Origin of the sequence: Bradyrhizobium sp. WBOS08 (assembly GCF_024585125.1) — a bacterium.
Taxonomy (GTDB): domain Bacteria; phylum Pseudomonadota; class Alphaproteobacteria; order Rhizobiales; family Xanthobacteraceae; genus Bradyrhizobium; species Bradyrhizobium japonicum_B.
This window is the reverse complement of record NZ_CP028988.1, coordinates 3,412,992-3,438,438: the sequence shown is the minus strand read 5'-3', so window position 1 is coordinate 3,438,438 and position 25,447 is coordinate 3,412,992. Positions and strand designations below refer to the sequence as shown.

The window sequence follows — 25,447 nt, the reverse complement described above, 5'->3', positions numbered from 1 at the left end:
AGCAGCTCGCTCCGGCGTCCGTCGTTGCGAGCGGCCCCCCGGCAACCTCCGGCCCCCCTCGCGTTGTCTCAGGCCCTCAAAGCAAAAGGGCGGCAGGTTGCCCTGCCGCCCTCGCTAAGTCGTTCCGGGAAGAAACTTACTTCAGGTTGGTCATCGCCGTCAGGTCGAACGAGAGCTTGGCAATGCCGGTCGCGCCGCACCACTTGGAGCCGACGCCGGTCGGATTGATCGGGGTCACGTTGGTCGTGCCGCCAGCGGTGAAGTCGCTGGTGAAGGCGTTACAGTCACCCTTGCTCAAGTCGGTGTCGGAGTAACGCAGGTCCAGCGTCATCACCTTGTACGTGAAGCCGACACCGATGTTCCAGGTGTTGTAGTCGGCGTACTTGATGCCGTTCGGGAAGGCCGGGACGCCGTAGAAGCTGTCGGAGGTGCCGAACCACTGACGGCCGAATTCGCCCGACACATACATGCCGACACCGCTCGCACCGAAGGTCGCGCTCGGCGCCGTCCACTTGCCCGTGATCGAGGTGTAGTTGCCCCAGGCGCCGGTGTTGAGGAAGTTCGGCGAGTAGTACTCGTTGATGCCGAACGCCCAATTGTCGTTCACCGTGTAGAGCATCTTGCCGTAGACTTCGAAGAAGCTGACGTCCCTCTTCATCACGTTGCCATTCGGCAAGGCGTTCGCGGCGCACTCGGCGCCGTGGAAGACTCCGATATTATCAACGCCGGTGCCACCGTAGTAGCAGGTCCCGCCGGGATAGAGGTAGCCCCAGACACCGATGTCGAAGGCGAAGGCGCCGAAGGTCGGGCGGATACCGCCGTAGATGTCGATTTCGGCCGCGGCGCGGTTCGGGAAGGAGATGCTCTCACCGGCCACGCCGATATAGAGCTGGAGGTCCTTGGTGACGTTGTAGCGCGGCTCGAAATACGCGGCGACCGACGGCTTGTTGTTCGACTGCGTGATACCGCGGAAGACGTAGTTGCTCATGATCGCGCCGCCGAAGGCGATATCCCACGGATCGAAGGCCGGCGGCGGCGGGGCCCTCAGCGCCTTCACGTGCATGTCCGCCGCGAAAGCCGATCCCGTCGTCACGATTGCCAGCGCCGTTGCTAACAAAGCCACTTTCTTCATTTCGATCCCCATCGCCAGTTCTACGCAGTCGGATCCCGGAAGCCCCCCGGCGAACGACCTGTGTGCAAAATCACGTTACTGCGACAATCTGGATGGTGGGATGGGGCCCGTGAAGCAAAAATCACGGGCATCTGCCGCCTTTTTGGGCGTTTTGACGATTCCACGAAAGGTTGTCGGCCTGTGTGTCTTCTTGATCACATTACTTGCATTCCAATGGGCACAGAGCGGCCCGTGCAAGTACGGGGACGACCGCTCGCGTGGCAATCCGGCTACGAATCAGCCGCCCCAAAGGGGAACGCCTTGCCGGAGATGCTGGTCGCGATGCAAAAAGGCCGCAGCGTCACCGCAGCGGCCTTCATTGGCAGCACTTGTCCGGATTGTGCTTTAGCGTTGCTCCTCGGCCGGGGCCGCTTCCGCAGAAGACGAAGGCATCGCCCAACTCGTCTCCGCTGCCGGCTCGGGAGCCGGAGCGGCCGGCGGTGCTGACGGCTTCGGCGCGGGAGCTGCCTTCGCCTTCTTCGGTGCCGCTTTCTTCGCGGCTTTCTTCGGGGCCGCCTTCTTCACAGCCTTCTTGGCCGACGTCTTCGCAGCCTTCTTCCCGGCCTTCCTGGGAGCGGCCTTCTTCGATTTCTTGACAGATTTCTTGGCAGACTTCTTGGCCGACTTCTTCGCGGACTTCTTGGTTGCCTTCCTGGCGCTCTTCTTCGCCGCTACAACCTTCTTGGCCTTTTTGGCCTTCTTGCTTTTCTTCTTCTTCGCTTTCGCCATCGTGGTCCTCCTGTTGCCGCCGAACAATGGTGATCGGGCGTCTTCAGTCGTCACCTCGGGAGGAAAGTTCAGGCTCTGAAAGCTCAAACTGACGCGTTCAGTGCCGGCCGCGACCCGCCCGTCGCCCAATCGAGAAGCTCAATCGTGTGTACGACCGGAACTGACGTGCCACTGGCAATCTGCACCATGCAGCCGATATTGCCCGCGGCAATCATGTCCGGCTTGATGCTCGCGATGTTGGCGACCTTGCGATCGCGCAACCGGCCCGCAAGCTCGGGTTGGAGAATGTTGTAAGTCCCCGCCGAACCGCAACACAAATGGCTCTCCGGGACATCTTTCACCACGAATCCATTCTTGGAAAGCAATTCTTTCGGAAGGGCCGTGATTTTCTGCCCGTGCTGCAGCGAACATGCTGAGTGATAGGCGACGACGATGTTGTCCTGGCGCGCGGTCGGTTCGAGTCCGAGGCCGGCAACATATTCGGTGATGTCCTTGGCGAGCGCAGACACCTTTGCCGCATCGGCCGCGAACGTTTTGTCTTCCCGCAGCAGATAGCCGTAGTCCTTGATCACGGTGCCGCAGCCGGACGTGGTCACCAGGATCGCGTCGAGCCCCTCGCCTGCCGCTTCCTTCTGCCAGGCCGTGACATTGGCGCGAGCGCGGGCCAAGGCGTCGCGGTCGTCGCCGAGATGATGGGTCAGCGCCCCGCAGCACTGCTCGTCCTTGACCAGGACGACCTCGATGCCGTGACGGGTGAGCAGGCTGATGGCGGCCTGGTTGATGCGCGGCGCCAGAACCTGCTGGGCACAGCCCTGCAGCAGCGCGACCCGGCCGCGCTTCTTGCCGAGCGCGGCGAACACGCTGCCCGGCAGAGGCCCCGGCGACGGCAGCCGGTGCGGGGCCAGCGCCAGCATCGCCTTGAGGCGCTGGACCAGGCCGGGCGTGGCCGAGGGGCGCGGAGTCGGCAGGAACACGGCCAGCGGACGGGCCAGCCGGGCCAGCACCATGCTGATGCGAAATCGCTGCGGGTCCGGCAGGACGAAGGCCAGCACCCGGCGCAGCAGCCGCTCAGTCAGGGGTCGCTGATAGCGCTGCTCGATCCTGACCCGGGCCTGGTCGACGAGGTGCATGTAGTTCACCCCCGAGGGGCAGGTCGTCATACAGGCCAGACACGACAGGCAGCGGTCGACGTGCTTGACCACCTCCGCGGTCGGCGCCTGGTCCTTCTCCAGCATCTCCTTGATCAGATAGATGCGGCCGCGCGGACTATCGAGCTCGTCACCGAGCAGCACATAGGTCGGGCAAGTTGCCGTGCAGAAGCCGCAATGGACGCAGGCGCGCAGGATCTTGTCGGCTTCGGCGATGTCGGGGTCGGCGAGCTGCGACAGGGAGAATTCGGTCTTCATTCGGCAGCGCTCCGCGTGAGCCGTCCCCGGTTCAGGATGGTCTTCGGATCGAAGCTGGCGCGGACCCGCTCGCTCAGGGCGGCGATGCCGGATGCCTGCGGATGGAACACGTCGACATTGCGCCTGACCTCCTCGGTCGCCCGGATCAGCGTGGCGTGCCCGCCGAGGGCGTTGGCACGCGCGCGCACCGCCGGGCCGTGTGCGTCGTCCTTCGGCGGCAGCGCCGCCCAGATCAGGCCGCCGCCCCAATCGTAGATCACCTCGCCGCCGGTCTCGCGCGCCAATTGCGTGCCGAGCGCAGCACCCGAGGCGGGCGGGCAGACGATCCGCCACACCGGCCAGGCGCCGAGCGCGCCGCTAGCCGCGAACGGCAGCACGTCGCGGATCGCGGTCCACAGCGCCGCCGAAGCGGCATCCTCGATCAGCGTCGCGGTTCCAAACGGCGCCAGCAATTCGCCCAGCGAACCGGCGCGGTGGGCGGCGGAGGCCGTGATGCCCTCGAGCCGCAGCAGGGTCAGCGCCTCGCCATCGCCGGCGAGATCGCCAAGCCCGTCGGCCTTGGCGCGGAACGTCTGAGACGGCAGATGCGCGGCGGCGGAGACGTCGAAGGGCGAGCCGAGCGCCGCGGTCATGGCCTTGTTGGCCGTGGCATCGTCGAGGCCGCGGAACAACAGTGTCCGCTCCGCCTCGGGTTTCGGCATCACCTTCAGCGTGACCTCGGTCATGACCGACAGCGTGCCCCAGGATCCCGCCAGCAGCTTGCAGAGGTCGTAGCCGGTGACGTTCTTCACCACCTTGCCGCCGGTCTTGAAGCTGTCGCCGAAGCCGGAGACGGCGTGCGCCCCGAGCAGGTGATCACGCGCCCCACCCGCCCTGATCCGGCGCGGACCGGCGAGCCCGGCCGCGATCATGCCGCCGATGGTGCCGCCTGGGGGCGTACCGAGCAGCGGCGCCGTATCCATCGGCTCGAAGGCGAATTGCTGGTTCTTGGCGTCGATCAGCGCCAGCACGTCGGCCAGCGGCGCGCCGGCCTGCAGCGTGATGATGAGCTCGTTGGGCTCGTAGGAGCTGACGGCGTTGAGCGCGGAGACGTCGAGCACCGCATTGGTCGCCATGGCATGGCCGATGCTGCGCTTACCGCCATGCCCGACGATCTCGAGCGGCTGCTCGTTCGCGATCGCCGCGCGCACGACTTCTTCGACGTCTTTGGCGTCTCTGACCTTGAGCGTATCCACGGGAAAAGGCGGTATCCAAGTTTACAACGAAAAGCAATTCGACGCTTGCCACGATCGCGCTAGAACCGCGGGATGTCGGGGAACGCCAGCTTGCCGGCATGCACATGCATGCGGCCGAGCTCGGCACAGCGGTGCAGGGTCGGGAACACTTTTCCGGGATTGAGCAGGCCCTGGGAATCGAACGCGCATTTCAGCCGCTGCTGCTGGTTCAGGTCGATCTCGCTGAACATGTCAGGCATCAGGTCCCGCTTCTCGATGCCGACGCCGTGCTCGCCCGTGAGCACGCCGCCGAATTCGACGCAGGCGCGCAGGATGTCGGCACCGAAGGCTTCGGCGCGCTCGATCTCGCCGGGCTTGTTGGCATCGTAGAGGATCAGCGGGTGTAGATTGCCGTCGCCGGCGTGGAACACGTTGGCGCAGCCGAGCTGGTATTTTTCGCCGAGCTCGCGGATGCGCGCCAGTGCCTTCGGCAGCGCGCCGCGCGGAATGGTGCCGTCCATGCAGAGATAATCGGGCGAGATGCGCCCCACCGCCGGGAATGCGGCCTTACGGCCGGCCCAGAACAGATTGCGCTCGGCCTCCGAATTGGAGATCTGCAGCGTCACCGAGCCGCAGCCTCGTGCGATGCTTTCGACACGAACGATCAGCTCGTCGACCTCGATCTTGGGACCGTCGAGCTCGATGATCAGCAGCGCCTCGACGTCGAGCGGATAGCCGGCATGGACGAAGGCTTCCGCGGCGTGGATCGCCGGCTTGTCCATCATCTCCATGCCGCCGGGGATGATGCCGGCGCCGATGATGCGCGCCACGCATTCGCCGGCGGCCTCGACTTCGGCAAAGCCGACCATCAGCGCGCGCGCCGTCTCCGGCTTCTGCAGGATGCGCACCGTGATCTCCGTGATGACGCCGAGCAGGCCTTCGGAGCCGGTGATGACGCCCATCAGGTCGTAGCCCGGGTTCTCGCACCCCTTGCCGCCGATGCGCAGGATCTCCCCGCTCATCAGCACGATCTCGCAGCCGAGCACGTTGTTGGTGGTCATGCCGTATTTCAGGCAGTGCACGCCGCCGGAATTTTCCGCGACATTGCCGCCGATCGAGCAGGCGATCTGCGAGGACGGGTCGGGCGCGTAGTAGAAGCCGGCATGCGCCACCGCCTGGCTGATGGCGAGATTGGTGACCCCAGGCTCGGTGACGACGACGCGATTGTCGAAATCGATCTCGCGGATGCGCTTGAACTTGCCGAGGCCGAGCAGCACGCCGTCCTCGAGCGGCAGCGCGCCGCCGGACAGCGACGTGCCGGAGCCGCGCGGCACCACCTTGATGCCTTGCCCTGCACAATATTTCAGGATGAGCGAGACCTGCTCGGTCGTGTCGGGCAGGACAACGACCATCGGCGGCTGCCGATAGGCCGTGAGCCCGTCGGACTCGTAGGCGCGCATTTCGGCAGGCGTATCGATCACGCCCTCGCCGGGCACGATGGCGCGCAGCGCAGCAACGATCTCGGCGCGGCGTGCGAGCACGGCCTGGTCGCTTGCGGGCATCATGATGGCCATTTTCAGAAGCTCTCGTCCGCCAGATGAAAAAGTCGCAGCAAATCAATCATGTCTTGCCCGCTTTGGGTAGGTCCTCCGAAGGTCGCATTGCTTTGTTGCAGCGCAAGTTCTCTCTGGGACAAGCCTGCTAGCAGGAAACCTGTCAAGGTTTCGCGGCTTGTCCAATTGCATCGGACCTGCCAAAACAAGGCCCTCCATCTGACCCGGGAAGAGACGAAGAGCACACTTATGACAAAACTGACCTTTGGCGCACTGACGATCCTCACAATGATTGCCGCCGCACCCGCCGCGATGGCGCAGGATGTCGCAGCCGGCAAGACATCGTTCAACAAATGCCTGGCCTGCCACGCGATCGGCGAAGGCGCCAAGAACAAGGTCGGCCCCGAGCTCAACGGCCTCAACGGCCGCAAGTCGGGCACGGTCGAGGGCTATAATTACTCGGATGCGAACAAGAATTCCGGCATCACCTGGGACGAGGCCGTGTTCAAGGAATACATCAAGGACCCCAAGGCCAAGATCCCCGGCACCAAGATGGCGTTCGCCGGCATCAAGAACGAGACCGAGATCAACAATCTCTGGGCGTTCATTGCCCAATACGACAAGGACGGGAAGGTCAAGCAGTAAGAACGCCTGATGCGGCCGCTGCAGCTCCGGTTCCGATCGCATCAGGACCGGAGCTGCCGCTTGTTGTTTCGACACGTTTTCTGCATGGCATTGCGATACTCCAGTGCACATCCGGCTGCGGTGTCGTAGGGTGGGCAAAGGCGCACTGGCGCCGTGCCCACGACCTTTCAAATGCGGAGATAGACGCGTGGGCACGCTGCGCTTTGCCCACCCTACGAGATCGAGGTTGTGACACGCAGCTCGACTCACAGACACGCCTCTTCGACCTCGCGGCGCAATTCGCCCGAGCTTTGCTTGCGTCTCCGCCCTCAAATCCAGGAGGGCGCAGGGAAGGCCGGGTGCTGACTACGCACCCGCGGTCCGCTGCGCGAAAATGCACACGCAGGAAGAACCGCACAGCAGCATACAGGTGGTGCCGATCACTCGGCCTTCCCTGCGCGATGGTCGGACGGCTTATGCCGTGCTCTCCCGGGAGCCGAACTTTCCTTCTGGCCTCCCTCGCCCCGCGAATTGGATGATGCAGCCTGCCCGGTTGGGCTCGCTCGCACCTTCGCGGAAGCTTGACCGTAGCAACGACGGCCAGGACCACACGGTTTTGCCGTACGCACATTCGTGAGCGCCACAGGGTCGACGGCATCGTGCACGTAGCCGTCGAATGTTGGCGCGACGAACTGAACAGCGCCGTTCGTCCGCACGCGGCCACGGGCTCACAGGGACTACCCGCCCTGCCCGCACCTCTCATGCCGACGCTGCCGCGTCCACCGCAAGCCCGGCTCGCGATCAAGACGACCTCGAGATCGCCCCTCCTGGATGAGCCGGGATGGACGACACATACGCCAAAACCGAATTTCGGTAAAGTGGAATATTTTCGTGCCGGTGGATTGACAGAGGGCGACACACCAGGTGCCGTAGGTTGGGCAAAGGCGCGCTCTTGCGCGACGTGCCCACGAATTCTCGCCAACCACACGCAGATCGTGGGCACGGCGCAAGTGCGCCTTTGCCCACCCTACGAGAGCGCGAAAAATTCTAATCGGCTGCGGCCTGTGCCGGGACGATCCTCCCGATCATTGCCTCGATCTCCGCCTTCACGCGGTCGGGCACGGCGTTCTGCACCATGTGGCCGAGATCGGGCAGCACGATCAGCTTCGCATTCGGCACCGTGGCCGCGAACGGGCGGGCGTGGATGTTGGTTTTCACCGTCTTGTCGGGCTCGCCAGCGATGACCGTCACCGGCGCCTCGATCTCGCCATAGCGTGCGACTTGCGCCGCAACCGCCTCCTTCAGCGTCACCAGATCATAGGCGTTGGCGATGAATTCGCGCGGGCGCAGCAAGAGCGGCGTCGCGGAATCCCGCACGAATCCATCGGGCATCATTTGCGGCAGGAATACGCTGCGCGCGCCGGGTTCGGCGAGAAAGTAACCGAGCGGCAGGGTGATGGTGTAGGCGAGCAGCGGACCGATCACCGGCGTCGCGATGATCTCGTTGTAACGGCCGACGCCGCCGCGCCAGGGATGGGTGACGGGCGCGAGCATGACGAGGCCCGCAACGCGGCCGGGATGATCGAGCGCAAGCCGCGCGCCGAGCGCGCCGCTCCAGGAATGCACCACGAAGACCGCACGCTCGATCCCGAGCTTTGCAAGCGCCTCGTCGATCATCCGCGCCTGGATCTGCGGCGTGGAATCCTGCCGCCGCGCACGCGTGCTCCAGCCATGGCCGGGGCGATCGACCAGAATGACGCGATGGTCCCTGGCAACGATGTCGCCGAGCGGGCGCCGCATCGCTTCGAGATTGGAGCTCGCACCGTGCAGCATCACGATCGGCAAGCCGGCACCGCGCTTGCCGATGTCGACGACGTGAAGCGTCGCGCCGTCGACGTCCACCATCTCGCCCTGCGGCGGAAAGGCGCGCTGCACGGCGACGATCCCGGCCTGCGTGACCAGCGCCAGCACAACCAGCGCCGTCACGACTGACATCACGATCATGGGGAGAATCCGGGTGATCCTGGGCACAGGGCAGTTACGGGTCTGGAGGGCGGCAGTTTCGCTGCCTTCGGCTTTCCGTGTTCCACCGAAATGCCGGGGCTGTGGATATGTGCACAATTGCAGAACGTAAAAACTCAATGGAATCAACAATATTCCACGGGCATACGCAAGCCCGGAACGGCTTCATGCAGCCGTCATCGCGGCGTCCATATAATCGCCATGGTCGGTTCCGCCATCTAGGCGCGGGTGGGCGCCGATCCTCCTCGCAGGCCCCAGGGGATGTGGGAAAGACCGGCAGAAATTGTCCTGGTTTGAACCGGAGGATTTTCGATGAGCTTCAGATCAAACGACACTGCGATCGACGAAATCGTCGCCAGCTGCAACGGCGACCTGCGCGGCGCCGTGCGGGCGCTGCTGCTGATCAACGAGCATCTCGAAGCGGAGCTGGCAAGGGCCTACGCGGCAGCGGCCGATCGCGGCCTGGTCGAGCGCGGCGGCAGCGTCCTGCATTGAAGGCAGGCTAGTTCGTGCCGTCCTCGTCCTTTTCCTCGTCCGGCGTGAGCGCGGGACAGACGCGGATCGTCGAACGGGCAAGCTTGGCATCGGCCCTCGACTTGTAGGGACCGTCGCCGAACCAGATATCGCCGATGATGATCGGATTGCTGGTCACGATATTGCATTTTCCGGTGGCGCGGTTGCCGACCACCCAGAACAATCCGTCGGCCAGACTCGCCGTCCCCGATGCGAGCAGCAAGCACCCTGCAAAGATCAAACGCTTCATGGCTTTCGCTCCTGCCATGCAGGTATGCCTGCGGCGGCGCGAGCAATAGTCCGCACGATGCCGCGCTTGGGATCGTGGTTAACCCGAAGACGCCACGCTCCCTCAAGAGTTGATCGATTTTGAGGCTAGATATCGCGTCCTTCGACCTTCTCGGTCAGCGACTTGACCTGGTCGGGGATCTTCTCGAGGTGCGGATTGACGGCGAGTGCCTTGCGGTAGGCGTCGAGCGCGCGCTTCTCGTCACCAACCTCCTGCATGATCATGCCGAGGCCTGCGAGCGCGCCGAAATGGCGCGGCTCCCGGATCAGCACCTGCTGGATGTCCGCAAGCGAGCGGCCATAATCGTTCTGCATGTAATACAGCGTGGCGCGCCGGTTCCAGGCCTCGATGTAGTCGGGCCTCAGCTTGATGACCGAGTCCAGCAGCTTGATCGCGACCTCGATCTTCTTGGCGTCGACCGCGGTCTTGGCGCGCGCCATCAACAGCGCCGCGGTGTCGCTGGGGGTCTGGAGCCAGATCGCCCAGATCCGCGCTTCGACATGCTTGGCGCTGACCTCGTCGGGCGCCGCCTTCAGCGCGCCGAACAGGAAATCGAGATTCTTGGTGCGGTCGACCTTGGGCAGCTTGGCCGGCGCCTCCGGCAGCTTCTTCTGCTTGCCGGGCGGACTCGGCGGCTCGATCTGCTGCGCCAGCGCCGGAGCGAGCCCGACGGTTCCCAGCACAAGAGCCAGACACAAAGTGCGCGAATGCGGGAATCTCACTGCCATGGTGAAAGTCTAAACGCGCAAAGCCGCCCTTGCAAAGCAAAGGCGGCGTCAAACTCGTGTGAGCAGTGGTGTTGCGGGAACGCGAGAGCGTCCGGCCGGACTGATATCAGCCTTGAGATCAGCCTTGGCAGATCAACCCTGGCGCGCCTTGAAGCGGCGCTGCACCTTGTTGATCACATAGACCCGGCCCTTGCGGCGGACCAGGCGGTTGGCGCGATGGCGACCGCGCAGCGATTTCAGCGAGTTACGGACCTTCATGGCGGAATCCTGAACGTTCGAAAGGCCGTGTTCGGCACTACCGTTGCGGCACGCGCGAATGTGGCAAAATGAGATTTTTCCCGCTGGCGGACGACCGCCCGGGACGGGGCGGTTCTTAAGGCATGGCGGCAGGTGATGTCAATGTTCACTGCCGCCTTCCGGCCTGGCAAATTCTCGAAAACAACCCCATGCACGGTCAAAGCGGCCGGATCGGCCGGATTTATCACCAGGCCAATCAGGACCTTTCCACGATGCCTTGCCAAATTCGTTATATCATATAATCAATTCGGCAACCCGTCGGGAGGACACCCATGCCGAAGCTGAAGCTGCCTGATATCGAGAAGGTCGTCGCCATCGACATCCATACCCACGCCGAGGAGCCCTGCGGCTGCCATCCCGACGACGGCTATGACGACTTCCAGGCGCAGATGGCGGAGTATTTCAAGTCGCCGAACAAGCATCCGCCGACGGTGCCGGAGACCGCGGCCTATTACCGCTCCAAGAACATCGCCGCGGTGATCTTCCCCGTCGATGCCGAGCGCGAGACCGGCTTCCGCCGCTACAACAATTACGAGATGCTGGAGGTCGCCTCCGATCATCTCGACGTCCTCATCCCCTTCGTCTCGATCGACCCGCACAAGGGCAAGCTCGGGGCGCGCGAGGCGCGCAAGCTGATCGAGGAATACGGCGTGCGCGGCTTCAAATTCCATCCGACCATGCAGGGCTTCTACGCCAACGACCGCATGGCCTATCCGCTCTACGAAGAGATCAACAATGGCGGCGCCATCGCGCTGTTTCACACCGGCCAGACCGGCGTCGGCTCGGGCATGCCCGGCGGCATGGGGATGCGGCTGAAATATTCCAACCCGATGTACATGGACGACGTCGCGGCCGATTTCCCCGACCTCAAGATCATCCTCGCGCACCCCTCCTTCCCCTGGCAGGAAGAGGCGCTGTCGGTCGCGACCCACAAGCCCAACGTCTATATCGACCTCTCCGGCTGGTCGCCGAAATACTTTCCGCCGATCCTGGTGCGCTACATCAACTCGATCCTGCAGGACAAGATGCTGTTCGGCTCGGACTGGCCCGTGATCACGCCCGACCGCTGGCTGTCGGATTTCGCCAAGATCGACATCCGCGACGAGATCCGGCCGAAGGTGCTGAAGGCCAACGCAAGGAAGCTGCTGGGGATCTAGTCGCTCCTCGATCACCGCAACGCAGCGAGGGCCGCGGGTCACCGCAGCCCTCATGCGCAAAGCATCGACTTGACGGTCGCCAACCAATCATCCCGCATCGTTCATGCCGTGCTGAATCTCCGGCAGTCCTAAGGGCGCTTCGGCAAGCAATTCGGGCGCCGAAAGCATCGCCTTGGCCACTGGGTCGTCGGGACATCGCTTGAGCAGCACTTGATAGGCGGTCATGGCGTCGCCGAACTTGCCAGCCTCAAACAGGGCGGACGCCTTCGACGTCAATTGGATCCGCTCGGCAGCGTCCATCGGCGGGCTCAGTTCGGGATCGTCGGCTCCGGCGATGCCGAGCAATTCGTAGATCATGAAGCGCTGCTCGCGTCCCTTGACGGTCACTCGGCGAAGCGGCCGCACCAGGATGGCCTCACCCGCCGCGCGGACGACGCTTTCGCTCACGCAGATGTTCGTCCCGAACTGCTTGTTGAGCCCTTCCAGCCGTGAAGCGACATTCACGCCATCACCCATTGCCGTATAGCTGAAACGTTCGGCCGACCCGACATTCCCCACCAACACCTCGCCGGTATTCAAGCCGATTCGCACACGAAAGGGCGGGAGCCCCTGCGCGACCCAGCCTGCGTTGAGCCCTTCGATCCGGCGCAGGGAGCGGAGCGCGCCACGGCATGCTTTCAAGGCCGGCTCGGCCATCACGGCAGGCGCGCCCCAGAATGCCATCACTCCGTCGCCGATGAACTTGTCCACGGTACCCTCTTCTTCGCCGATCGCGCGGGACACGGCGTCGAAATAGCCGGACATCTGCTGCAGCAAGACGTCGGAGTCCTTCTGCTCGGCGAGGCTCGAGAAGTTCTCTATGTCGGAGAAGAATATCGTCAGGCAACGGCGCTCTACGCCGAGTTCCAGGGGGACGCCGGATTTGACCAATCCCTTCACCACCTCGACCGGAACGAAGGACGAGAAGGATTGCAGTGAGCTCCGCAGCAGCGTTGCCGCGCTCTGCAACTGGGCGATCTCCTTGATCCTCGAGGAGGTTGCACTCCGCTTCTCGAAGGAGAGATCCTCGATCGCCTCCAACTCGCGCGTGACCTTCTCCAGCGGACGGGTCAACCGCCGCGCCAGCAGGAAAATGAGCATCAGCTCGACCGCTGTCAGAACGACGATCGTGAGGACGATCTTCTGGTTCGTCTCGCGCAACTGCCCGACGAAATCGTCCGTCGGCGTCAGGATGACCGACTGCCAGGGGCTGCCGAAGCTTTCGGGAAACCGGGCGAACGAGGCGCTGATCTCGCGGCCGTCCCTGCGGGAGTTGAACACGAAGTCGTCCCGGTTGGTTTCGATGTGCAGGCGGTAGGCCTCACGGACGTCGGGATCATCGATATTCGCCAGCGTCGCGATCTGCAGCGAGCCGGTCGCAAGGCTGATCACCTTCTCGCGCTCCGACGAGGCAACGACCTTGCCGTCATTGGGATCGGCGATGATCGTCATGCTGTTGATGCTTGGCCGCTGCTTGGCGAGGTACCGCGAGAGGACGTCGAAAGTGATGTTGACGGACGCGCAGCCGAGGAATTGGCCGTCTCCGCGGTAGATCGGGTAGCGTGCCGAGATGATGGGATAACCGGTATCCGGGTTGATGGAGGGCGCCGTGACGTAGAGCGCTCTGGACTCGCGCGCAGCGCCGTAGCCCGGGAGAGTCCGCACGTCGAGCGAGGATGGTGCATCATAGGCCGCGATCGCGTGCGGCCATATATCGTAGAACGTACGGTGTCGCTTCCGGTCACTTCCCAGGGAGAACGGGTCGACGAAGCTCGAATGCCAGTTGGCGTCTGCCGGTATCTGCTTGTCCGACCGTTTGCGATCCGCGTCGACGCGCGTCACGACGCGATGATAGCCGTCCTCGAAGCTGACGTAAGCGGCATCAATCTGGCTCGACGAGGTGAGAACACGGTAGAGCGCATCCCGACTGTCCTCCGTTCGGAAGAAGGAAGGCTGCGCCGCCACTGCTTCGGAGAGCAGCCCGAGCATGCCGTTGACGCCGCGCATCAGGTTCTCGATGCTCTCGATCGTGGCGAAGCGGGATTTCTCGGTCTGCTCCTTCAGCAGCGAGACGATCGCCTCGCTGTTCTTCTGGTGGTTGAAGCCCAGAATAAAGATGAGAATCGGGATGCTGAGGCAGACGAACAAGCCGGCCATCACGAGACTCAAGCGCAATTGCCTGGACTTCGACCGGGCAAACCGGCGATACACGACAAGCGCCCCGGCGATGGTCAACACCGGAATCGCGCCGATTGCGGCGAGAGTCATCCAGCGATCCAGCCTGTCGGATAGAGGCTCGTGAAATGGCGGAGCCGGCAACCTGCCTTTTGGAAGCAGGCCGAGATCCTGGTAGATCTTTGCGATGGCCCTCCAGCGCTCGGCCGTCTGGCTGCCGAGCTTGATCAATCCCGGCTGGATCAGCGCCTCGGTCCGCACGGCCTCGAACATCAGAGCCTCGCGCGACTTGATCACCGGATAGTTGCGCAGGATCAACTCGACCGTCTCCTGCTTCTCGGCGAGGGCCTGCTCCCAGCCCTTCAGGCTCGCGGCGAGAAACGCTCGCACCATCTCCGGCTTGCGGCGCGACAGCTCTTCAGTGGTGCAAAGATTGTCGCCATAGAAGTCGAAGCCGAACGTTCTCGGCGTGAACGAGCGGTAGGGAATGCCGTTCTGCTCGAGCACGAACGGCTCGTTGGTCACATATGACACCATCGCATCCGCCTTGCCGGCCACCAGGTCGAGCGGGTTGCCGGTGTGCTCGACGCGCGGCAGCGCGGCGTACTCCACGCCTTGCTGCTTGAGCATGGCGGCGAGATCCTCGCTGCCCGACGCGTCCATCAGGCGGCGGCCGGTGAGTTCCGAAGGGGCGTTGATGCGGGCGCGGCTGGGCACGAGAATGTTCGCGGCGGAGTGCTGAAAGATCACGCCCAGCACCGTCAGCTTTGCGAGGCCGGGTTGGGGCAGCAGGACGCCGGTCATGCATACGCCGAAATCGGCCTTGCCCGAGCCGACGTCAATCGTCGCATCGATGCCGGGGCCGCCTGGTCTGATCTCGACTTCAAGCCCGGCATCCCGATAGAAGCCCTTCTCGAGAGCAACGTAATAGCCGGCGAACTGGAACTGGTGCAGCCATTTGAGCTGCAAAGACACCTTTTCGAGGGCGTGAACTTGCGCAGGCGCAATCCAGAACGGCACAAGTGCGAGGATCCGGAACAGTGCGCCGGCGAGCGGGCCTGGGACCCGCTTTCGCATTCGCAAGAGCTTCGGGCACTCAGGAAAGGGCATCGGTGTCCGGGAGGGTTTCAGTCAGGCATGGCGGCGCCTCGAAACGCTAATTTTCGGCACCGTCGGATGTTTGATCTGGGTCAAGGGACTCCGGCAGTTCATCGACGGGAAGACGCTGGCACCGGTCGCCCCATGAGGCAAGATGAAAGCCGACCATTCTGAATCAGGGCATTGAGGGCCTCGATCCCCGATCGAAGCCCTCAAAACCTCACACCTGCGCCAGGCCTCCGTCCACGAAGACCTCGCCGCCGGTCATGAAGCTGCTGTCCGACGACGCCAGGAACGCGGCCACCGCGCCCGTCTCGGAGGGATCGCCGACCCGCCCGATCGGCGTGCTGCTGCCGAGCGCGTCGAATGCTTCCTCGCCGACGATCTCGAGCGCCAGCTCGGTCTTGGTCGGCCCCGGCGACAACACGTTGACGCGGATGCCGGTGCCGCGCAGGTCCTGCGCCCAACTGCGCGCCAGATTGCGGATCGCGGCCTTGGTCGCGCTGTAGATGCTGAACTGCGGCGTCCCCATCACGCCCGTGCTCGAGCCGGTCAGGATGATCGAGGCGCCCTTCGTCATCAGCGGCAGAGCCTTCTGCACGGTGAACACCAGCCCTTTCACGTTGACGTCGAAGATATGATCGTAGTGCTCGACCGTGATCTCGCCGAGCGGGGCGAACAGCCCGGTCCCCGCATTGGCGAAGAGAACGTCGAGCGTACCTCGTTCCTTCCTGACTGTCTCGTAGAGCCGGTCCAGATCGGACAGATCGGTCACCGAACCCCTGACGGCGCGCGCCTGGGATCCGAGCTTCGTCACGGCGGCGTCGAGCTGCTCCTGCCGCCGCGCGAAAATGTAGACGAAGGCGCCTTCGTCGATGAACCGCTTCGCCGCGCCAAACCCGATGCCGGTGCCACCGCCGGTCACCACTGCCGTCTTGCCTTGTAGTCTGCTCATGATGTGCTCCTTCACTGAGGTTGCACTGAGCTGGCGGCGTACCCACCTATCGACAAGTATGCACCTTTAGGTAAGTACCCAAAAATGTCAGACCCGACCTTTCCGCCGACCCAGACGCCTTCAACCGTTCAGCGTTGCACGCCGAATCTGCCCGGATTCACCTGCGGGCTGGATGCCACCCTGCGGGTCATCGCGGGCAAGTGGAAGCCGCTGATCCTGTACTTCGTCGCCCAGGACGGCCCGACCCGCTATGGCGAGCTCCGCCGCGCCATACGCGACGTCAGCGACAAGGTGCTGATCCAGCAGCTCAAGGAATTGGAGGCCGACGGCCTGGTGAAGCGCACCGACTACAAGGAGGTGCCGCCGCGGGTGGACTACAGCCTCACGCCTCTGGGGCACAGCCTCGCCCAGGCCCTCGTGCCGCTCTGCTCATGGGGCACGGAGCACATGGCGGAAGTCAGCCGGGTGTTCGCCGAGCGGGCGACCTGGACGCGGCGAGAACGTTCGCCGCGTGCCTAGCTTGCGCTGCTCTTCGTCCGAGGTCTGCTCCGCCCCTGATTGCAGCGAAGTGGCGGGACTGGCCGTGAGTCCGGCTTGGGCCAATATCAGAAAAGGGGCAACTTGCTGCATTATCCACGAGCTTCCTCGATCTTTTGTAGGATCGAATGAAACCTCCGTGCGATGCTGTCCCCGAAGAAGCTCGCTATGGCGAGCCCTACCAACGCCCCAATGCCAAGGCCACCAAAGCCGAAAAATACGAGAAGACCGGCAATAAGCGCCTTGGCCCAATTGGCGGTCCAAAAATCAAGATAAGCGAGAAAGAAGACCGCTGGGATATTAGCGCCGATCGCGAGGCCCCAGGTCAAGACTGGATGATTGCGACCCAGAAGTGGAAAAACAAAAGCAGCAAACGCAAATGCAAATGCGTTGCACCAAATGATGTACCACATCGTCACTTCTTTCGATTGCGCTCGTTGACCTGGATCAGTGCACAGCAATTGGTACTCACAAAGTAAATGTTCTGCGTCGATCTCGCTCGTCGTGGGTGGTTCAATCCGTGAACGGGCCATTGGAACGGTCGCAATTAGCGCGCACTCTCAAATCCGCTATGGGTCAACAGCGCCGGTTTGCCTGGCGCCGTGCCACTTCCGGTCTACCCCGATCAGCAGACCATATCTGAGCCACACGGGCCTTCGCCACCGGGCCAGAAGCGGACCCACGCGCTAATCGCGAAATCCTGACTTTGATCGCTCGCGTTCATATGCAAGGCACTCAGCGGAGAATCCATCATATCGAGATTTGCTGATCGGGAATGAAGCGAGCCGATGTTTGCCATCGTCCGCTGAATAGATGGTCACGGTGTACTCAAGACTGCGTTGATGGGGCGTACAAGGAAGGGCGATGTACCTTCGGTGTTCGCTACGCTGGCCTAGGAGAACGTCGAGCATCTGCCCGGTTTCAGCTTTGCCTCTGAGAACCTCAGTGATCTTCAGACGGGTGAACCATATATCGTTGGTACAACCCTCGCAGTGACGGCCGCCCATCCATATTGGGGGTACCTGCAAGCGAACTTTCGCAACGACAACATCCTTACCATCGGGAGGTAAATTGTTCAGCGCCTCCGAGAGATTGTCTGGCGTCTCCTCTGAAAAATACGCAACAGGCGTGTTGTTCTCCGTCGCCGCAGAATGCGGCAGACTGCCAATGCTTGCGCTCAACATCGCAGTGACAAGAGCCAGACTTCGCTTGACAGATTTCATCTACACTCCACACCGACAGGTTGCAGTGATAACCTAATCCAATTCTGAGAAGTTGAACAGATGATGTCCGCCTTGGGTCAAAACACGAAGAACTCAGGTTGAGCAAATCTGGTCGGCTATGGCGCCATGAGCAGATGCGCCTTAGCTTCGAGGAAGAACGTCGATCTCGTCATGTTTGATTGTCAATGTTCATTGTCCCCTATCCATCGAAGTGGAAAGCCCGCTGCGGGATTTCGTCATGACATAGACTGCGAACGCCTGTTGCAGTACGGACTCACGTATGAAGCGCTTTTCCATTTTTTTGATAGTCGGTCCTATCTTGGGATACGTCGTCATGTTGATCATGTCTGATGGATTGAAGGGCATGAGTGTGATCTTTGGTGTTGGGTTCCTCTTGTTTTTGCCCTTTGCGTTCATATTCGGCTTGGGCCCCGCTCTTATTGCGGCGGTGGCCGATCTAGCGCTTGAACGCAGCGGAGTCATGTCTGTTGGACGGTGGTTTGCAACGGGTGTGATTGGATACCTCGCAACGTACCTCTTGGCTCTAAACAACTATTTCGCAGAGCACCCGCTCCCTTTTGATTACAGAATGGGTCTTATTGGAGCAGTCGCGGCCGTGGCGTGCTCCTGGCTCTCAGAATGGTCAAAGAATACTGCATGAACGTTATCGGCAGTGTTCACGATGTCCGCTTCGGGTCACAAGCCGCAGTTCGCTCTTGCAGTGGCAGACTTCCGCTTTGCTCTGGTAAGCTGACGATACTCCACGCTCCCCCGAGCCGAGTTCTTGTGACCACACCTGCCTGGAAGGACAGCCCATGAGCATCAAAGCCGTCGTGTTCGACGCCTACGGGACGCTGTACGACATCCAGTCGGTCGCCGACGTCACCGAGGATGCGTTTCCGGGCTATGGCGCGATCATCACGCAGGTCTGGCGCATCAAGCAGCTCGAATACACCTGGCTGCGCTCGCTGATGGGACGCTACCAGGATTTTGCCGCGGTCACCCGCGACTCCCTCGCCTATACGCTTCGGATGCTGGGACTGGCCTATGAGAGCGAGGCGTTCGAGCGGGTGATCGAGAAATATCTGCATCTCGATCTCTATCCGGATGCAGCCGCCGCGCTCACCGCCTTGAAGCCGCGGCGACTGGCCATCCTCTCCAATGGCAGCCCGGACATGCTGAATGCGCTGGTGCGCAATTCCGGGCTCGACCGCCTGCTCGATGCCACCATCAGCGTCGACGCCAAGAAGATCTTCAAGCCGAGCCCGGCGGCCTACGAGCTGATCGGGGAAGTGCTCGGGACCGCGCCGAACGAGGTTCTGTTCGTGTCCTCCAATCCCTGGGACGCGGCGGGGGCAAAGTCGTTCGGGCTCAACGTCGCCTGGATCGAGCGGGTGACGCCGGAAGCCATGGCGCTGGCTTGCGTCGAGACCGAACTCGTGGCACCGCTGACGATGTTCAAGGCGATCCGCACCCAGATGGACGAGCTTGGCTTTGCACCGGACCACCGTGTCCGTTCGCTCTCTGAGTTGCCGGGAATCGCTTAGCATCGCCAACCGCCCGCAAGCCTGGAATGAGCTGACTGGAATGAGCCTGGAATCCGTTCGCGCCTTCTTCGCCGAAAAAGCCCCCGACATCACCGTGATGGAATCGCCGATCAGCTCGGCCACGGTGCCGCTCGCCGCCGAAGCCTATGGCGTCGAGCCCGGCATGATCGCCAAGACCCTGAGCTTGCGCGTCGGCGAACGCGTGATCCTGATCGTGGCCGCCGGCACCTCGCGGATGGACAACAAGAAGGTCAAGGCGCAGTTCGGCGGCAAGCCGAAGATGCTGGGGCTGGAGGAAGTCGCCGCCATCACCGGCCACGAGGTCGGCGGCGTCTGTCCGTTCGGGCTGAAGTCGCCGCTGCCGGTCTATTGCGACGTCTCCCTGAAGGCATTCGACGTCGTGGTGCCGGCCGCAGGCTCGACCCACAGCGCCGTGCGCATCACGCCGGAGCGGATGGCCGAGCTCACCGCGGCCGAATGGGTCGATGTCTGCGAGGTCAGGGCGAACGGCGGCAGCGGACAGGATGCCTGATGCATTTGCCGGCCAGGGAGGCTAGCATGGCGACCATGGCCGACGACAAGGTGAAACGACGACTGACCACCGTGCTGTGCGCTGACGTGTACGGCTATTCCCGCCTCATGGAAGCGGACGAGACCGGAACGTTGGAGACGCTGCGCCGCTACCGCGCGGCGATTGCGCGATTGGTCGAGCGCCATGACGGCCGCATCGTCAATACCTGGGGCGATGCGGTGATCGCCGAGTTCGCCAGCGTCGTCGAAGCCGTGCAATGCGCGGTCGAGATTCAGCAGGAAATTTCCAGTCAGGCTTCGGACGCGCCGCAGGCCAGCCCGATGCAGTTTCGCATCGGCATCAACCTCGGCGACGTGATGGTGGACGGCTCCGACATCTATGGCGACGGGGTCAATATCGCGGCCCGGCTGCAGGAGCTCGCCGAGCCCGGCGGCGTCGTGATCTCGAGCTCCGTCTACGATCAGGTCCACAACAAATTGTCCGTTGGCTTCGACTGTCTCGGCCAGCGCCCGATGAAGAACATCGCTCCCCTGACCAGTTATCGCCTGACCCTGGGCGGCCGAGCCGCACAACAGAGCTTCCCGACCGAGGCGAGCGCGGCTCCCTCAGAGCGTGCGCGCGCTGCGCGGATGGAAAACAGGGGTATGCCAACTTCGGCGACGAATGTCGTCTCGACCTGGCTCGCAAGGCTGCCCCGCCCGGTTGCAGCGGCCCTCACGGTGTCGGCCTTACTGATTGCGATCAATCTGCTCACCAGCCGTACGATCTGGTTCCATTGGCCTGTGGCAGCCATTCTCTTCGGAATGGTGATGCGGATGGTGCTCGGAAACCGACCGGAATCGGACAGCAGGACAGAGCGCTGAACGAGGCGGCGCGGCCGGATCCGGGCCCGTGCCGCGCGCGGTTTCCCGATCAAGCTTTCACGAGTCTATTCGTCATCATCATAGGGACCCGGCTGCGCCGGCGGAGCTGGGGGCGGCGGAGCATTGTAGCGCGGCGGCGCGGCGCGACCCCGCGGAACCTGCTGCTGCGGCGGCATCTGGTTGTTGGCCTGGAACACGGCACGGCAGCCGCTCGAGAGCTGCGGTGTGTTCTGCTGCAGACAGGCCGTGATGCGGCCGACGTCCGGAATCTGGTCGCTGCACAGACGCCACACATCCGGCGTGCAGGCCATCTGCTGCTCCATCGTGCCGCGGTATTCTTGCGCGGAAGCCGCGCTCTGCGCGAGGATGCCGCCGATCGCGAGCGCCATACCCAGCGCAATCCGCTCTGTTCGCATGTCCCGATCCTTCTGCGTTGCCATCGACTTTCAACAATCAATGAGGCGGCAGCCGGTTCTGGACCAACAACAAAATGTGAAAACAGGTTCGGAACCTATTCCACCTTGCCGATCTTCTTCACCGCCGCGATCAGCCGCGCGCTGTCCGCGGCGACGAACTGCGCGAAGGCGGGTGCGTCCTGATAGGCGACGAGGCTGCCCGATGTTTCGAACACCTTGAGCACGTCGGGACTCGCCATCACCTGCGCCATCGCCTCGCGCAGACGGGTCGCGATCGGCGCGGGAAGTGAGCTCTGTGCGAACAGCCCGGCCCAGATGTAAAACTCGACATCCTTGTAGCCGAGCTCCTGGAAGGTCGGCAGGTCGGGAAAGCTCGCGATGCGCTGCGCGCCGCAATTGCCGAGCACGCGCAGCTTGCCGTCGTCGACCTGCGGCTTCAACGTCCCCGGCGCTGCGGCGATCGCCTGCACGGTGCCACCGAGGATCGCGGTGAGCGCGGGACCTGCGCCGCGGAACGGCACGTGCAGCAGCTTGATGCCGGCGCTGCATGCGAACATCTCCATCGCCACATGCAGCGTGCCGTACGGCCCCGACGAGCCGTAGGGGATCTGGCCGGGGCGCCGCTTCGCATCCTCGACGAAATCCTGCGCCGTCTTCCACGGGGCCGACGCCGGCACCGCCAGCAGCGTGGGATCGGCGAGCACCCGCGCGATCGGCATGAACTGCGAGACCTCGTAGGCGGCGGGACGGTCGAACAGCCGGTCGGCCTCGGGCAGCACCGCGAGCGAGGACAGCGTCATCAGCAGCGTGTAGCCGTCGGGCTCCGCGCGCGCCGCCGCGGCATTGCCGACCGAACCGCCGCCGCCGCCGGCCCGGTTGTCGACGATCACGGGCTTGCCCAGGATCCGCTCCAGCGCCATCGCCACCGGACGCGCCGCGAGATCGGCCTGACCTCCGGCCGGAAACGGCACGATCATGGTGAAGTTGCGCGCCGGATAGGCTTGCGCGAAGGCCGGAGCAGGCCAGGCAATGCGCAACAACGGCAATGCTGCGGCGGCGCGCAGGAGATCGCGTCGATCCATGATGGTGCCTCCCCCTGATCTTCCTTGTTTGGCCGCCAGCCTAACGCGCCGAGCGGCGAGAACAAGACGTTTACGAAGCGTTAGCCATGTCCGCCTCCGTCTGGAACGCATGTCTGGACCCGCCGTTGCCCGATCGAGGAGAGTGAGCGATGCGGAATCCGGCGACCATCGACGTCGCGCTCGACGAGATGCTGGTGAATCTCGCGGCGATCGTGTTGCGGCTGGCACAGCCCGAATTGACGCGGACGCCGGAGGCGCGGCGCGCCCTGACGAAATCGGTCCGTCAATACGGCGTGTGCGCCGCACGATCGAGCGATCCGCGGGTTCACGAATTGAAGACGCAGCTCGACGAGACGCTGAAGCCGAGCTTGCGCGTCGTCGCGATCGACGGCGTGAAGGTGTCGTAGTCGAGCACGCATGAGCGATGGATTGATGAGATCCCGTAGGGTGGGCAAAGGCGCGCTCTTCGCGCGCCGTGCCCACGATCACTCGCCGAATTGTCCGACGATGCCGCGCATGCTCCGCTCTTTCCAGAGGAAGAGTGCCCTGCTCCACCTAGCGATGAAGGGGCGAAGGAGAACATGCTGCCTGACGCGCGCCGATATCAGGACATTTGTGATCTTCTCAGGCAAAGACGTGGGCACGCTCCGCTTTGCCCACCCTACGATGGCGTGCACGAGCGATGGACTGATGAGATCTCGTAGGGTGGGCAAAGGCGCGAAGCGCCGTGCCCACGATTACTCGCGAATTGTCCGAAGATGCCGCGCATGCTCCGCTCTTTCCAGAGGAAGAGTGCCCTGCTCCACCTAGCGATGAAAGGGCGAAGGAGAACATGCTGCCTGACGCGCGCCGATATCAGGACATTTGTGATCTTCTCAGGCAAAGACGTGGGCACGCTTCGCTTTGCCCACTCTACGATAGCGTGCACGAGCGATAGATTGATGAGATCTCGTAGATTCCATGGGCGGTGAGCGTGGCCTTTCCGGTAGGTTTGGGTTTCCACACTCGAACCCACGGAGAGTCAGATGCAAGCATCGACAGCCACGCTCACCACCGACCATAATGGCACAATTTTCGGCGCGGGTCCTACGTCGGTGCTCAAGGCACAGGTGGGCAAGGCGGCTCCCGGCGGATCGGCCCGGCCGACCAGCTTACACCAACTGACTGGCCTCCGAACGCTAGAAGGGTACAGGGTGGGCAAAGCGAAGCGTGCCCACGATTTGGTGAAGGTGGGCACGGCGCGCAAAGAGCACGCCTTTGCCCATCCTACGACACCTACGCCTTGGTGGCTTCCTTCATATATGCGCGCCATCCCCCATAAGCCGTGATATCACGCGCATCGCCCAGCACCTCCGGCTCGACCAGAAATCCCTTCACGCTGCGGCCATCGGCAAGGCGCACCGTGCCGATCGCCATCGGCGACGGAATCGCGTTGACGAATTGGCCGAAGGCGGCTGGCGACAGCGACCAGATCTCCAGCTCGATCGCCGCGCCCGTGCCGGCGGCGACGCGCAGCATGCCGGGCTTCGGCGGGGTGGTCTTGAGCGCGTAGAGCTTGTAATCGGCCGCAGTCCTGGTTGCCTCGATCAGGCGTCCGTTCAGCGCTTTCAACTCGCCATTCAGCACCATGCCGGACAGATGCGCGCCGACCACGGCGATCGGGATGTCCTCACTGCGGCTTGCCGGCAGCGGCGCGAGCGGTGCTTGCGCCGCACCCTTTGCGCCGAGATCGAGCTTGGTATTCGCATGGAAGACGCGGCCGATGCTCGCGAGCAGCGCGTCATGCCCCGCGGGGGCGAGCAGCGTGATGCCGAACGGAATGCCGTCGGCGCGCATCGACGCCGGCAGCGCCAGGCCGCAGAGGTCGAGCAGGTTGACGAAATTGGTGTAAGTGCCGAGCCGGCTGTTGAGCTCGATCGGATTGGCGAGCACCTGCGCGGTCGTATAGGCCGTCGGCGCCGTCGGCAGCACCAGCGCGTCGATATTGGCGAAGGTGCGCTCGGCGATCCTGCGCAGGCCTTGCAGGCGGTACAGCGCCGAAAAGGTCTCGGCCGCCGTCAGCCGCGCGCCGGCCGCGGTGATCTCGCGCGTCACGGGATGGATCGCATCGGGCGCGGAGGCGAGCAGATCCTTGATCACGAGATAGCGCTCGGCGACCCAAGGGCCCTCATAGAGCAGCCGCGCCGTCTCGTAGAACGGCTCGAGGTCGAACTCGACCAGCGTTGCGCCGAGCGCGGTCCAGCGCTTCAGCGCCTCGGCGTAGGCAGTCTCGGCATCCTTGTCGCCGAAGAAGATCAGCTGTCCGTTGCGCGGCACGCCGAGGCGCAGATCTGCCGGGAGCGGCGTCATCGCGCCAAGCGGCCGGTCGCGTGAGAAGGGATCGGCCGGGTCCGGTCCCGCCATCACCGACAGGGCGAGCGCAGCATCATCCACCGTCAGAGCGAATACCGAGATGCAGTCGAGGGTGCGGCAGGCGGGCACGAGGCCTGCATTCGAGATCATGCCGAGGCTTGGCTTCAGCCCGACGATGTTGTTGAGCATCGCCGGCACCCGCCCCGAGCCGGCAGTATCGGTGCCGAGCGACAGCGGCACGAGGCCGGCGCCGACCGCCACGGCGGAGCCGGAGCTCGAACCGCCGGGAATGAGATCGTCGCGCACCGAATTCCGGGGAATGCCGTAGGGTGAGCGTACGCCGACGAGGCCGGTCGCGAACTGGTCGAGATTGGTCTTGCCGATGATGATGGCACCGGCAGCGCGCAGCCTCGCCACCGCGGTCGCATCATGTGTCGGCGCGGTGGAGAAGGCGGGGCAGGCCGCGGTGGTCGCAAAGCCCAGCGCGTCGATATTGTCCTTCACCGCGACCGGCACGCCGTACAGCGGCAGGCCGGCGGCATCCGCGCGCGCGGCGAGCCTCTCGGCCTCCACGACCGCATCCTTCTCGTCGCGCAGGCTGATGAAGATGGCGGGATCGCCGTGATCGCGAATGCGCTGATAGGTCCGCGCGACCGTCTCTGCCGGCGTCAGCGTGCCGGCGCGATGCGCGGCCACAATCGCGGCGATCGTTTCAGGCTGCTCAGCCCCCATGGCGACAAAACTCCGGCAATCTATCCTCACCGCCACGAAGCAAGCGATGTGCCATTGTGTACAATGGCGGGACGGCGCTATCGATCTAGAAAATTATCGTGTGATCAGATGCTTATGAGGTATTTCGTCAAGCGCATCGGCGCCGGCGTCACCGCCCTTCGACAGGCATCTGCTCAAATCATGGGCAGTGGGG

Annotated in this window: 25 protein-coding genes; 9 read left to right on the top strand and 16 right to left on the bottom strand. The window is 63.4% G+C overall.

Translation table 11 applies throughout. The annotated features are described in order from the left end of the window. Positions 1-136 precede the first annotated feature (136 nt). From DCM80_RS16370 to DCM80_RS16350, 5 genes are all read right to left on the bottom strand, one after another. Positions 137-1,132: a TorF family putative porin gene (locus DCM80_RS16370; protein WP_257192643.1), complete on the bottom strand. Its 996-nt coding sequence runs from the start codon at positions 1,130-1,132 to the stop codon at positions 137-139. Positions 1,133-1,516: 384 nt separating this feature from the next. Continuing rightward, complete coding sequence (locus DCM80_RS16365; RefSeq protein WP_257192642.1) at positions 1,517-2,029, bottom strand: hypothetical protein; 513 nt, start codon at positions 2,027-2,029, stop codon at positions 1,517-1,519. Then, a complete protein-coding gene (gene glcF, locus DCM80_RS16360) occupies positions 1,984-3,306 on the bottom strand; it encodes a glycolate oxidase subunit GlcF (protein ID WP_257192641.1) in 1,323 nt (440 codons plus the stop codon). The genes DCM80_RS16365 and glcF overlap by 46 nt, the downstream gene beginning before the upstream one ends. Next, positions 3,303-4,541, bottom strand: coding sequence for an FAD-binding protein (locus DCM80_RS16355; protein WP_257192640.1), 1,239 nt, complete (start codon positions 4,539-4,541; stop codon positions 3,303-3,305). Before DCM80_RS16355 ends, glcF begins: the two co-directional genes overlap by 4 nt. A 59-nt stretch (positions 4,542-4,600) precedes the next feature. Further along, entirely contained in the window at positions 4,601-6,094 is a 1,494-nt protein-coding gene (locus tag DCM80_RS16350) for an FAD-linked oxidase C-terminal domain-containing protein (RefSeq protein ID WP_257176437.1), read from the bottom strand. A 228-nt stretch (positions 6,095-6,322) separates the two neighbouring features. Between DCM80_RS16350 and cycA the strand changes: the two genes are divergently transcribed. Further along, on the top strand, positions 6,323-6,718 hold the full coding sequence (gene cycA, locus DCM80_RS16345) for a cytochrome c-550 CycA (RefSeq protein ID WP_257192639.1): 396 nt from the start codon (positions 6,323-6,325) through the stop codon (positions 6,716-6,718). Between the two features lie 1,026 nt (positions 6,719-7,744). Here the strand turns inward: cycA and DCM80_RS16340 are convergent. Further along, the gene (locus DCM80_RS16340) at positions 7,745-8,701 is read right to left on the bottom strand and encodes an alpha/beta fold hydrolase (RefSeq protein WP_257192638.1); all 957 of its coding nucleotides are present in this window, start codon (positions 8,699-8,701) and stop codon (positions 7,745-7,747) included. 330 nt (positions 8,702-9,031) lie between these two features. On the opposite strand from DCM80_RS16340, the gene DCM80_RS16335 reads away from it, so the two are divergent. Then, positions 9,032-9,214: a hypothetical protein gene (locus DCM80_RS16335; protein WP_028134306.1), complete on the top strand. Its 183-nt coding sequence runs from the start codon at positions 9,032-9,034 to the stop codon at positions 9,212-9,214. A gap of 7 nt (positions 9,215-9,221) precedes the next feature. Here the strand turns inward: DCM80_RS16335 and DCM80_RS16330 are convergent, their stop codons facing one another. The 3 genes from DCM80_RS16330 to ykgO form a co-directional block, all read right to left on the bottom strand. Further along, on the bottom strand, positions 9,222-9,482 hold the full coding sequence (locus DCM80_RS16330; protein WP_257192637.1) for a hypothetical protein: 261 nt from the start codon (positions 9,480-9,482) through the stop codon (positions 9,222-9,224). Positions 9,483-9,607: 125 nt separating this feature from the next. Further along, positions 9,608-10,249, bottom strand: coding sequence for a tetratricopeptide repeat protein (locus DCM80_RS16325; RefSeq protein ID WP_257192636.1), 642 nt, complete (start codon positions 10,247-10,249; stop codon positions 9,608-9,610). A 132-nt stretch (positions 10,250-10,381) separates the two neighbouring features. Further along, on the bottom strand, positions 10,382-10,507 hold the full coding sequence (gene ykgO / locus DCM80_RS16320) for a type B 50S ribosomal protein L36 (RefSeq protein WP_006611362.1): 126 nt from the start codon (positions 10,505-10,507) through the stop codon (positions 10,382-10,384). 311 nt (positions 10,508-10,818) lie between these two features. Here ykgO and DCM80_RS16315 point away from each other — a divergent pair, with 311 nt between their 5' ends. Further along, on the top strand, positions 10,819-11,703 hold the full coding sequence (locus DCM80_RS16315) for an amidohydrolase family protein (protein WP_257192635.1): 885 nt from the start codon (positions 10,819-10,821) through the stop codon (positions 11,701-11,703). Positions 11,704-11,790: 87 nt separating this feature from the next. On the opposite strand, the gene DCM80_RS16310 is transcribed toward DCM80_RS16315, so the two are convergent. Continuing rightward, a complete protein-coding gene (locus DCM80_RS16310; protein WP_257192634.1) occupies positions 11,791-14,994 on the bottom strand; it encodes an ABC transporter substrate-binding protein in 3,204 nt (1,067 codons plus the stop codon). A gap of 241 nt (positions 14,995-15,235) precedes the next feature. Further along, the gene (locus DCM80_RS16305; RefSeq protein WP_257192633.1) at positions 15,236-15,970 is read right to left on the bottom strand and encodes an SDR family NAD(P)-dependent oxidoreductase; all 735 of its coding nucleotides are present in this window, start codon (positions 15,968-15,970) and stop codon (positions 15,236-15,238) included. Between the two features lie 84 nt (positions 15,971-16,054). On the opposite strand from DCM80_RS16305, the gene DCM80_RS16300 reads away from it, so the two are divergent. Continuing rightward, positions 16,055-16,489, top strand: coding sequence for a helix-turn-helix domain-containing protein (locus DCM80_RS16300; protein ID WP_257192632.1), 435 nt, complete (start codon positions 16,055-16,057; stop codon positions 16,487-16,489). A gap of 110 nt (positions 16,490-16,599) precedes the next feature. Here the strand turns inward: DCM80_RS16300 and DCM80_RS16295 are convergent, their stop codons facing one another. Next, positions 16,600-16,920: a hypothetical protein gene (locus DCM80_RS16295; RefSeq protein ID WP_257192631.1), complete on the bottom strand. Its 321-nt coding sequence runs from the start codon at positions 16,918-16,920 to the stop codon at positions 16,600-16,602. A gap of 273 nt (positions 16,921-17,193) precedes the next feature. After that, complete coding sequence (locus DCM80_RS16290) at positions 17,194-17,730, bottom strand: hypothetical protein (RefSeq protein WP_257192630.1); 537 nt, start codon at positions 17,728-17,730, stop codon at positions 17,194-17,196. A 280-nt stretch (positions 17,731-18,010) separates the two neighbouring features. On the opposite strand from DCM80_RS16290, the gene DCM80_RS16285 reads away from it, so the two are divergent. The 4 genes from DCM80_RS16285 (at position 18,011) to DCM80_RS16270 (ending at position 20,672) form a co-directional block, all read left to right on the top strand. After that, positions 18,011-18,391, top strand: coding sequence for a DUF5413 family protein (locus tag DCM80_RS16285; protein ID WP_257192629.1), 381 nt, complete (start codon positions 18,011-18,013; stop codon positions 18,389-18,391). Positions 18,392-18,545: 154 nt separating this feature from the next. Continuing rightward, positions 18,546-19,277 (top strand): haloacid dehalogenase type II, encoded by a 732-nt coding sequence (locus DCM80_RS16280; protein ID WP_257192628.1) that lies wholly within the window; start codon positions 18,546-18,548, stop codon positions 19,275-19,277. A 40-nt stretch (positions 19,278-19,317) separates the two neighbouring features. Continuing rightward, complete coding sequence (locus DCM80_RS16275; protein WP_257192627.1) at positions 19,318-19,809, top strand: YbaK/EbsC family protein; 492 nt, start codon at positions 19,318-19,320, stop codon at positions 19,807-19,809. Between the two features lie 35 nt (positions 19,810-19,844). Beyond that, on the top strand, positions 19,845-20,672 hold the full coding sequence (locus DCM80_RS16270) for an adenylate/guanylate cyclase domain-containing protein (protein WP_257197959.1): 828 nt from the start codon (positions 19,845-19,847) through the stop codon (positions 20,670-20,672). Positions 20,673-20,737: 65 nt separating this feature from the next. Here DCM80_RS16270 and DCM80_RS16265 read toward each other — a convergent pair whose 3' ends face one another. Together DCM80_RS16265 and DCM80_RS16260 are read right to left on the bottom strand one after the other, a co-directional pair. After that, positions 20,738-21,088, bottom strand: a complete 351-nt coding sequence (locus tag DCM80_RS16265; RefSeq protein WP_257192626.1) for a hypothetical protein — start codon at positions 21,086-21,088, stop codon at positions 20,738-20,740. Between the two features lie 95 nt (positions 21,089-21,183). Continuing rightward, entirely contained in the window at positions 21,184-22,170 is a 987-nt protein-coding gene (locus tag DCM80_RS16260) for a tripartite tricarboxylate transporter substrate binding protein (protein ID WP_257192625.1), read from the bottom strand. Between the two features lie 149 nt (positions 22,171-22,319). Between DCM80_RS16260 and DCM80_RS16255 the strand changes: the two genes are divergently transcribed. Continuing rightward, the gene (locus DCM80_RS16255; RefSeq protein ID WP_257192624.1) at positions 22,320-22,577 is read left to right on the top strand and encodes a hypothetical protein; all 258 of its coding nucleotides are present in this window, start codon (positions 22,320-22,322) and stop codon (positions 22,575-22,577) included. A gap of 868 nt (positions 22,578-23,445) precedes the next feature. Here the strand turns inward: DCM80_RS16255 and atzF are convergent. Further along, a complete protein-coding gene (atzF, locus tag DCM80_RS16250; RefSeq protein WP_257192623.1) occupies positions 23,446-25,254 on the bottom strand; it encodes an allophanate hydrolase in 1,809 nt (602 codons plus the stop codon). Positions 25,255-25,447: the final 193 nt, after the last annotated feature.

Bases quoted from the DNA above. Each gene is read 5' to 3' on its own strand.
- DCM80_RS16260 (WP_257192625.1), bottom strand. From the start codon at position 22,170: ATGGATCGACGCGATCTCCTGCGCGCCGCCGCAGCATTGCCGTTGTTG.
- DCM80_RS16370 (WP_257192643.1), bottom strand. From the start codon at position 1,132: ATGAAGAAAGTGGCTTTGTTAGCAACGGCGCTGGCAATCGTGACGACG.
- DCM80_RS16275 (WP_257192627.1), top strand. From the start codon at position 19,318: ATGAGCCTGGAATCCGTTCGCGCCTTCTTCGCCGAAAAAGCCCCCGAC.
- DCM80_RS16255 (WP_257192624.1), top strand. From the start codon at position 22,320: ATGCGGAATCCGGCGACCATCGACGTCGCGCTCGACGAGATGCTGGTG.
- DCM80_RS16340 (WP_257192638.1), bottom strand. From the start codon at position 8,701: ATGATCGTGATGTCAGTCGTGACGGCGCTGGTTGTGCTGGCGCTGGTC.
- DCM80_RS16315 (WP_257192635.1), top strand. From the start codon at position 10,819: ATGCCGAAGCTGAAGCTGCCTGATATCGAGAAGGTCGTCGCCATCGAC.
- ykgO (WP_006611362.1), bottom strand. From the start codon at position 10,507: ATGAAGGTCCGTAACTCGCTGAAATCGCTGCGCGGTCGCCATCGCGCC.
- DCM80_RS16310 (WP_257192634.1), bottom strand. From the start codon at position 14,994: ATGCGAAAGCGGGTCCCAGGCCCGCTCGCCGGCGCACTGTTCCGGATC.
- DCM80_RS16300 (WP_257192632.1), top strand. From the start codon at position 16,055: ATGTCAGACCCGACCTTTCCGCCGACCCAGACGCCTTCAACCGTTCAG.
- DCM80_RS16335 (WP_028134306.1), top strand. From the start codon at position 9,032: ATGAGCTTCAGATCAAACGACACTGCGATCGACGAAATCGTCGCCAGC.
- cycA (WP_257192639.1), top strand. From the start codon at position 6,323: ATGACAAAACTGACCTTTGGCGCACTGACGATCCTCACAATGATTGCC.
- DCM80_RS16325 (WP_257192636.1), bottom strand. From the start codon at position 10,249: ATGGCAGTGAGATTCCCGCATTCGCGCACTTTGTGTCTGGCTCTTGTG.
- DCM80_RS16280 (WP_257192628.1), top strand. From the start codon at position 18,546: ATGAGCATCAAAGCCGTCGTGTTCGACGCCTACGGGACGCTGTACGAC.
- atzF (WP_257192623.1), bottom strand. From the start codon at position 25,254: ATGGGGGCTGAGCAGCCTGAAACGATCGCCGCGATTGTGGCCGCGCAT.
- DCM80_RS16270 (WP_257197959.1), top strand. From the start codon at position 19,845: ATGGCCGACGACAAGGTGAAACGACGACTGACCACCGTGCTGTGCGCT.
- glcF (WP_257192641.1), bottom strand. From the start codon at position 3,306: ATGAAGACCGAATTCTCCCTGTCGCAGCTCGCCGACCCCGACATCGCC.
- DCM80_RS16285 (WP_257192629.1), top strand. From the start codon at position 18,011: ATGAAGCGCTTTTCCATTTTTTTGATAGTCGGTCCTATCTTGGGATAC.
- DCM80_RS16265 (WP_257192626.1), bottom strand. From the start codon at position 21,088: ATGCGAACAGAGCGGATTGCGCTGGGTATGGCGCTCGCGATCGGCGGC.
- DCM80_RS16330 (WP_257192637.1), bottom strand. From the start codon at position 9,482: ATGAAGCGTTTGATCTTTGCAGGGTGCTTGCTGCTCGCATCGGGGACG.
- DCM80_RS16295 (WP_257192631.1), bottom strand. From the start codon at position 16,920: ATGTGGTACATCATTTGGTGCAACGCATTTGCATTTGCGTTTGCTGCT.
- DCM80_RS16305 (WP_257192633.1), bottom strand. From the start codon at position 15,970: ATGAGCAGACTACAAGGCAAGACGGCAGTGGTGACCGGCGGTGGCACC.
- DCM80_RS16350 (WP_257176437.1), bottom strand. From the start codon at position 6,094: ATGGCCATCATGATGCCCGCAAGCGACCAGGCCGTGCTCGCACGCCGC.
- DCM80_RS16290 (WP_257192630.1), bottom strand. From the start codon at position 17,730: ATGAAATCTGTCAAGCGAAGTCTGGCTCTTGTCACTGCGATGTTGAGC.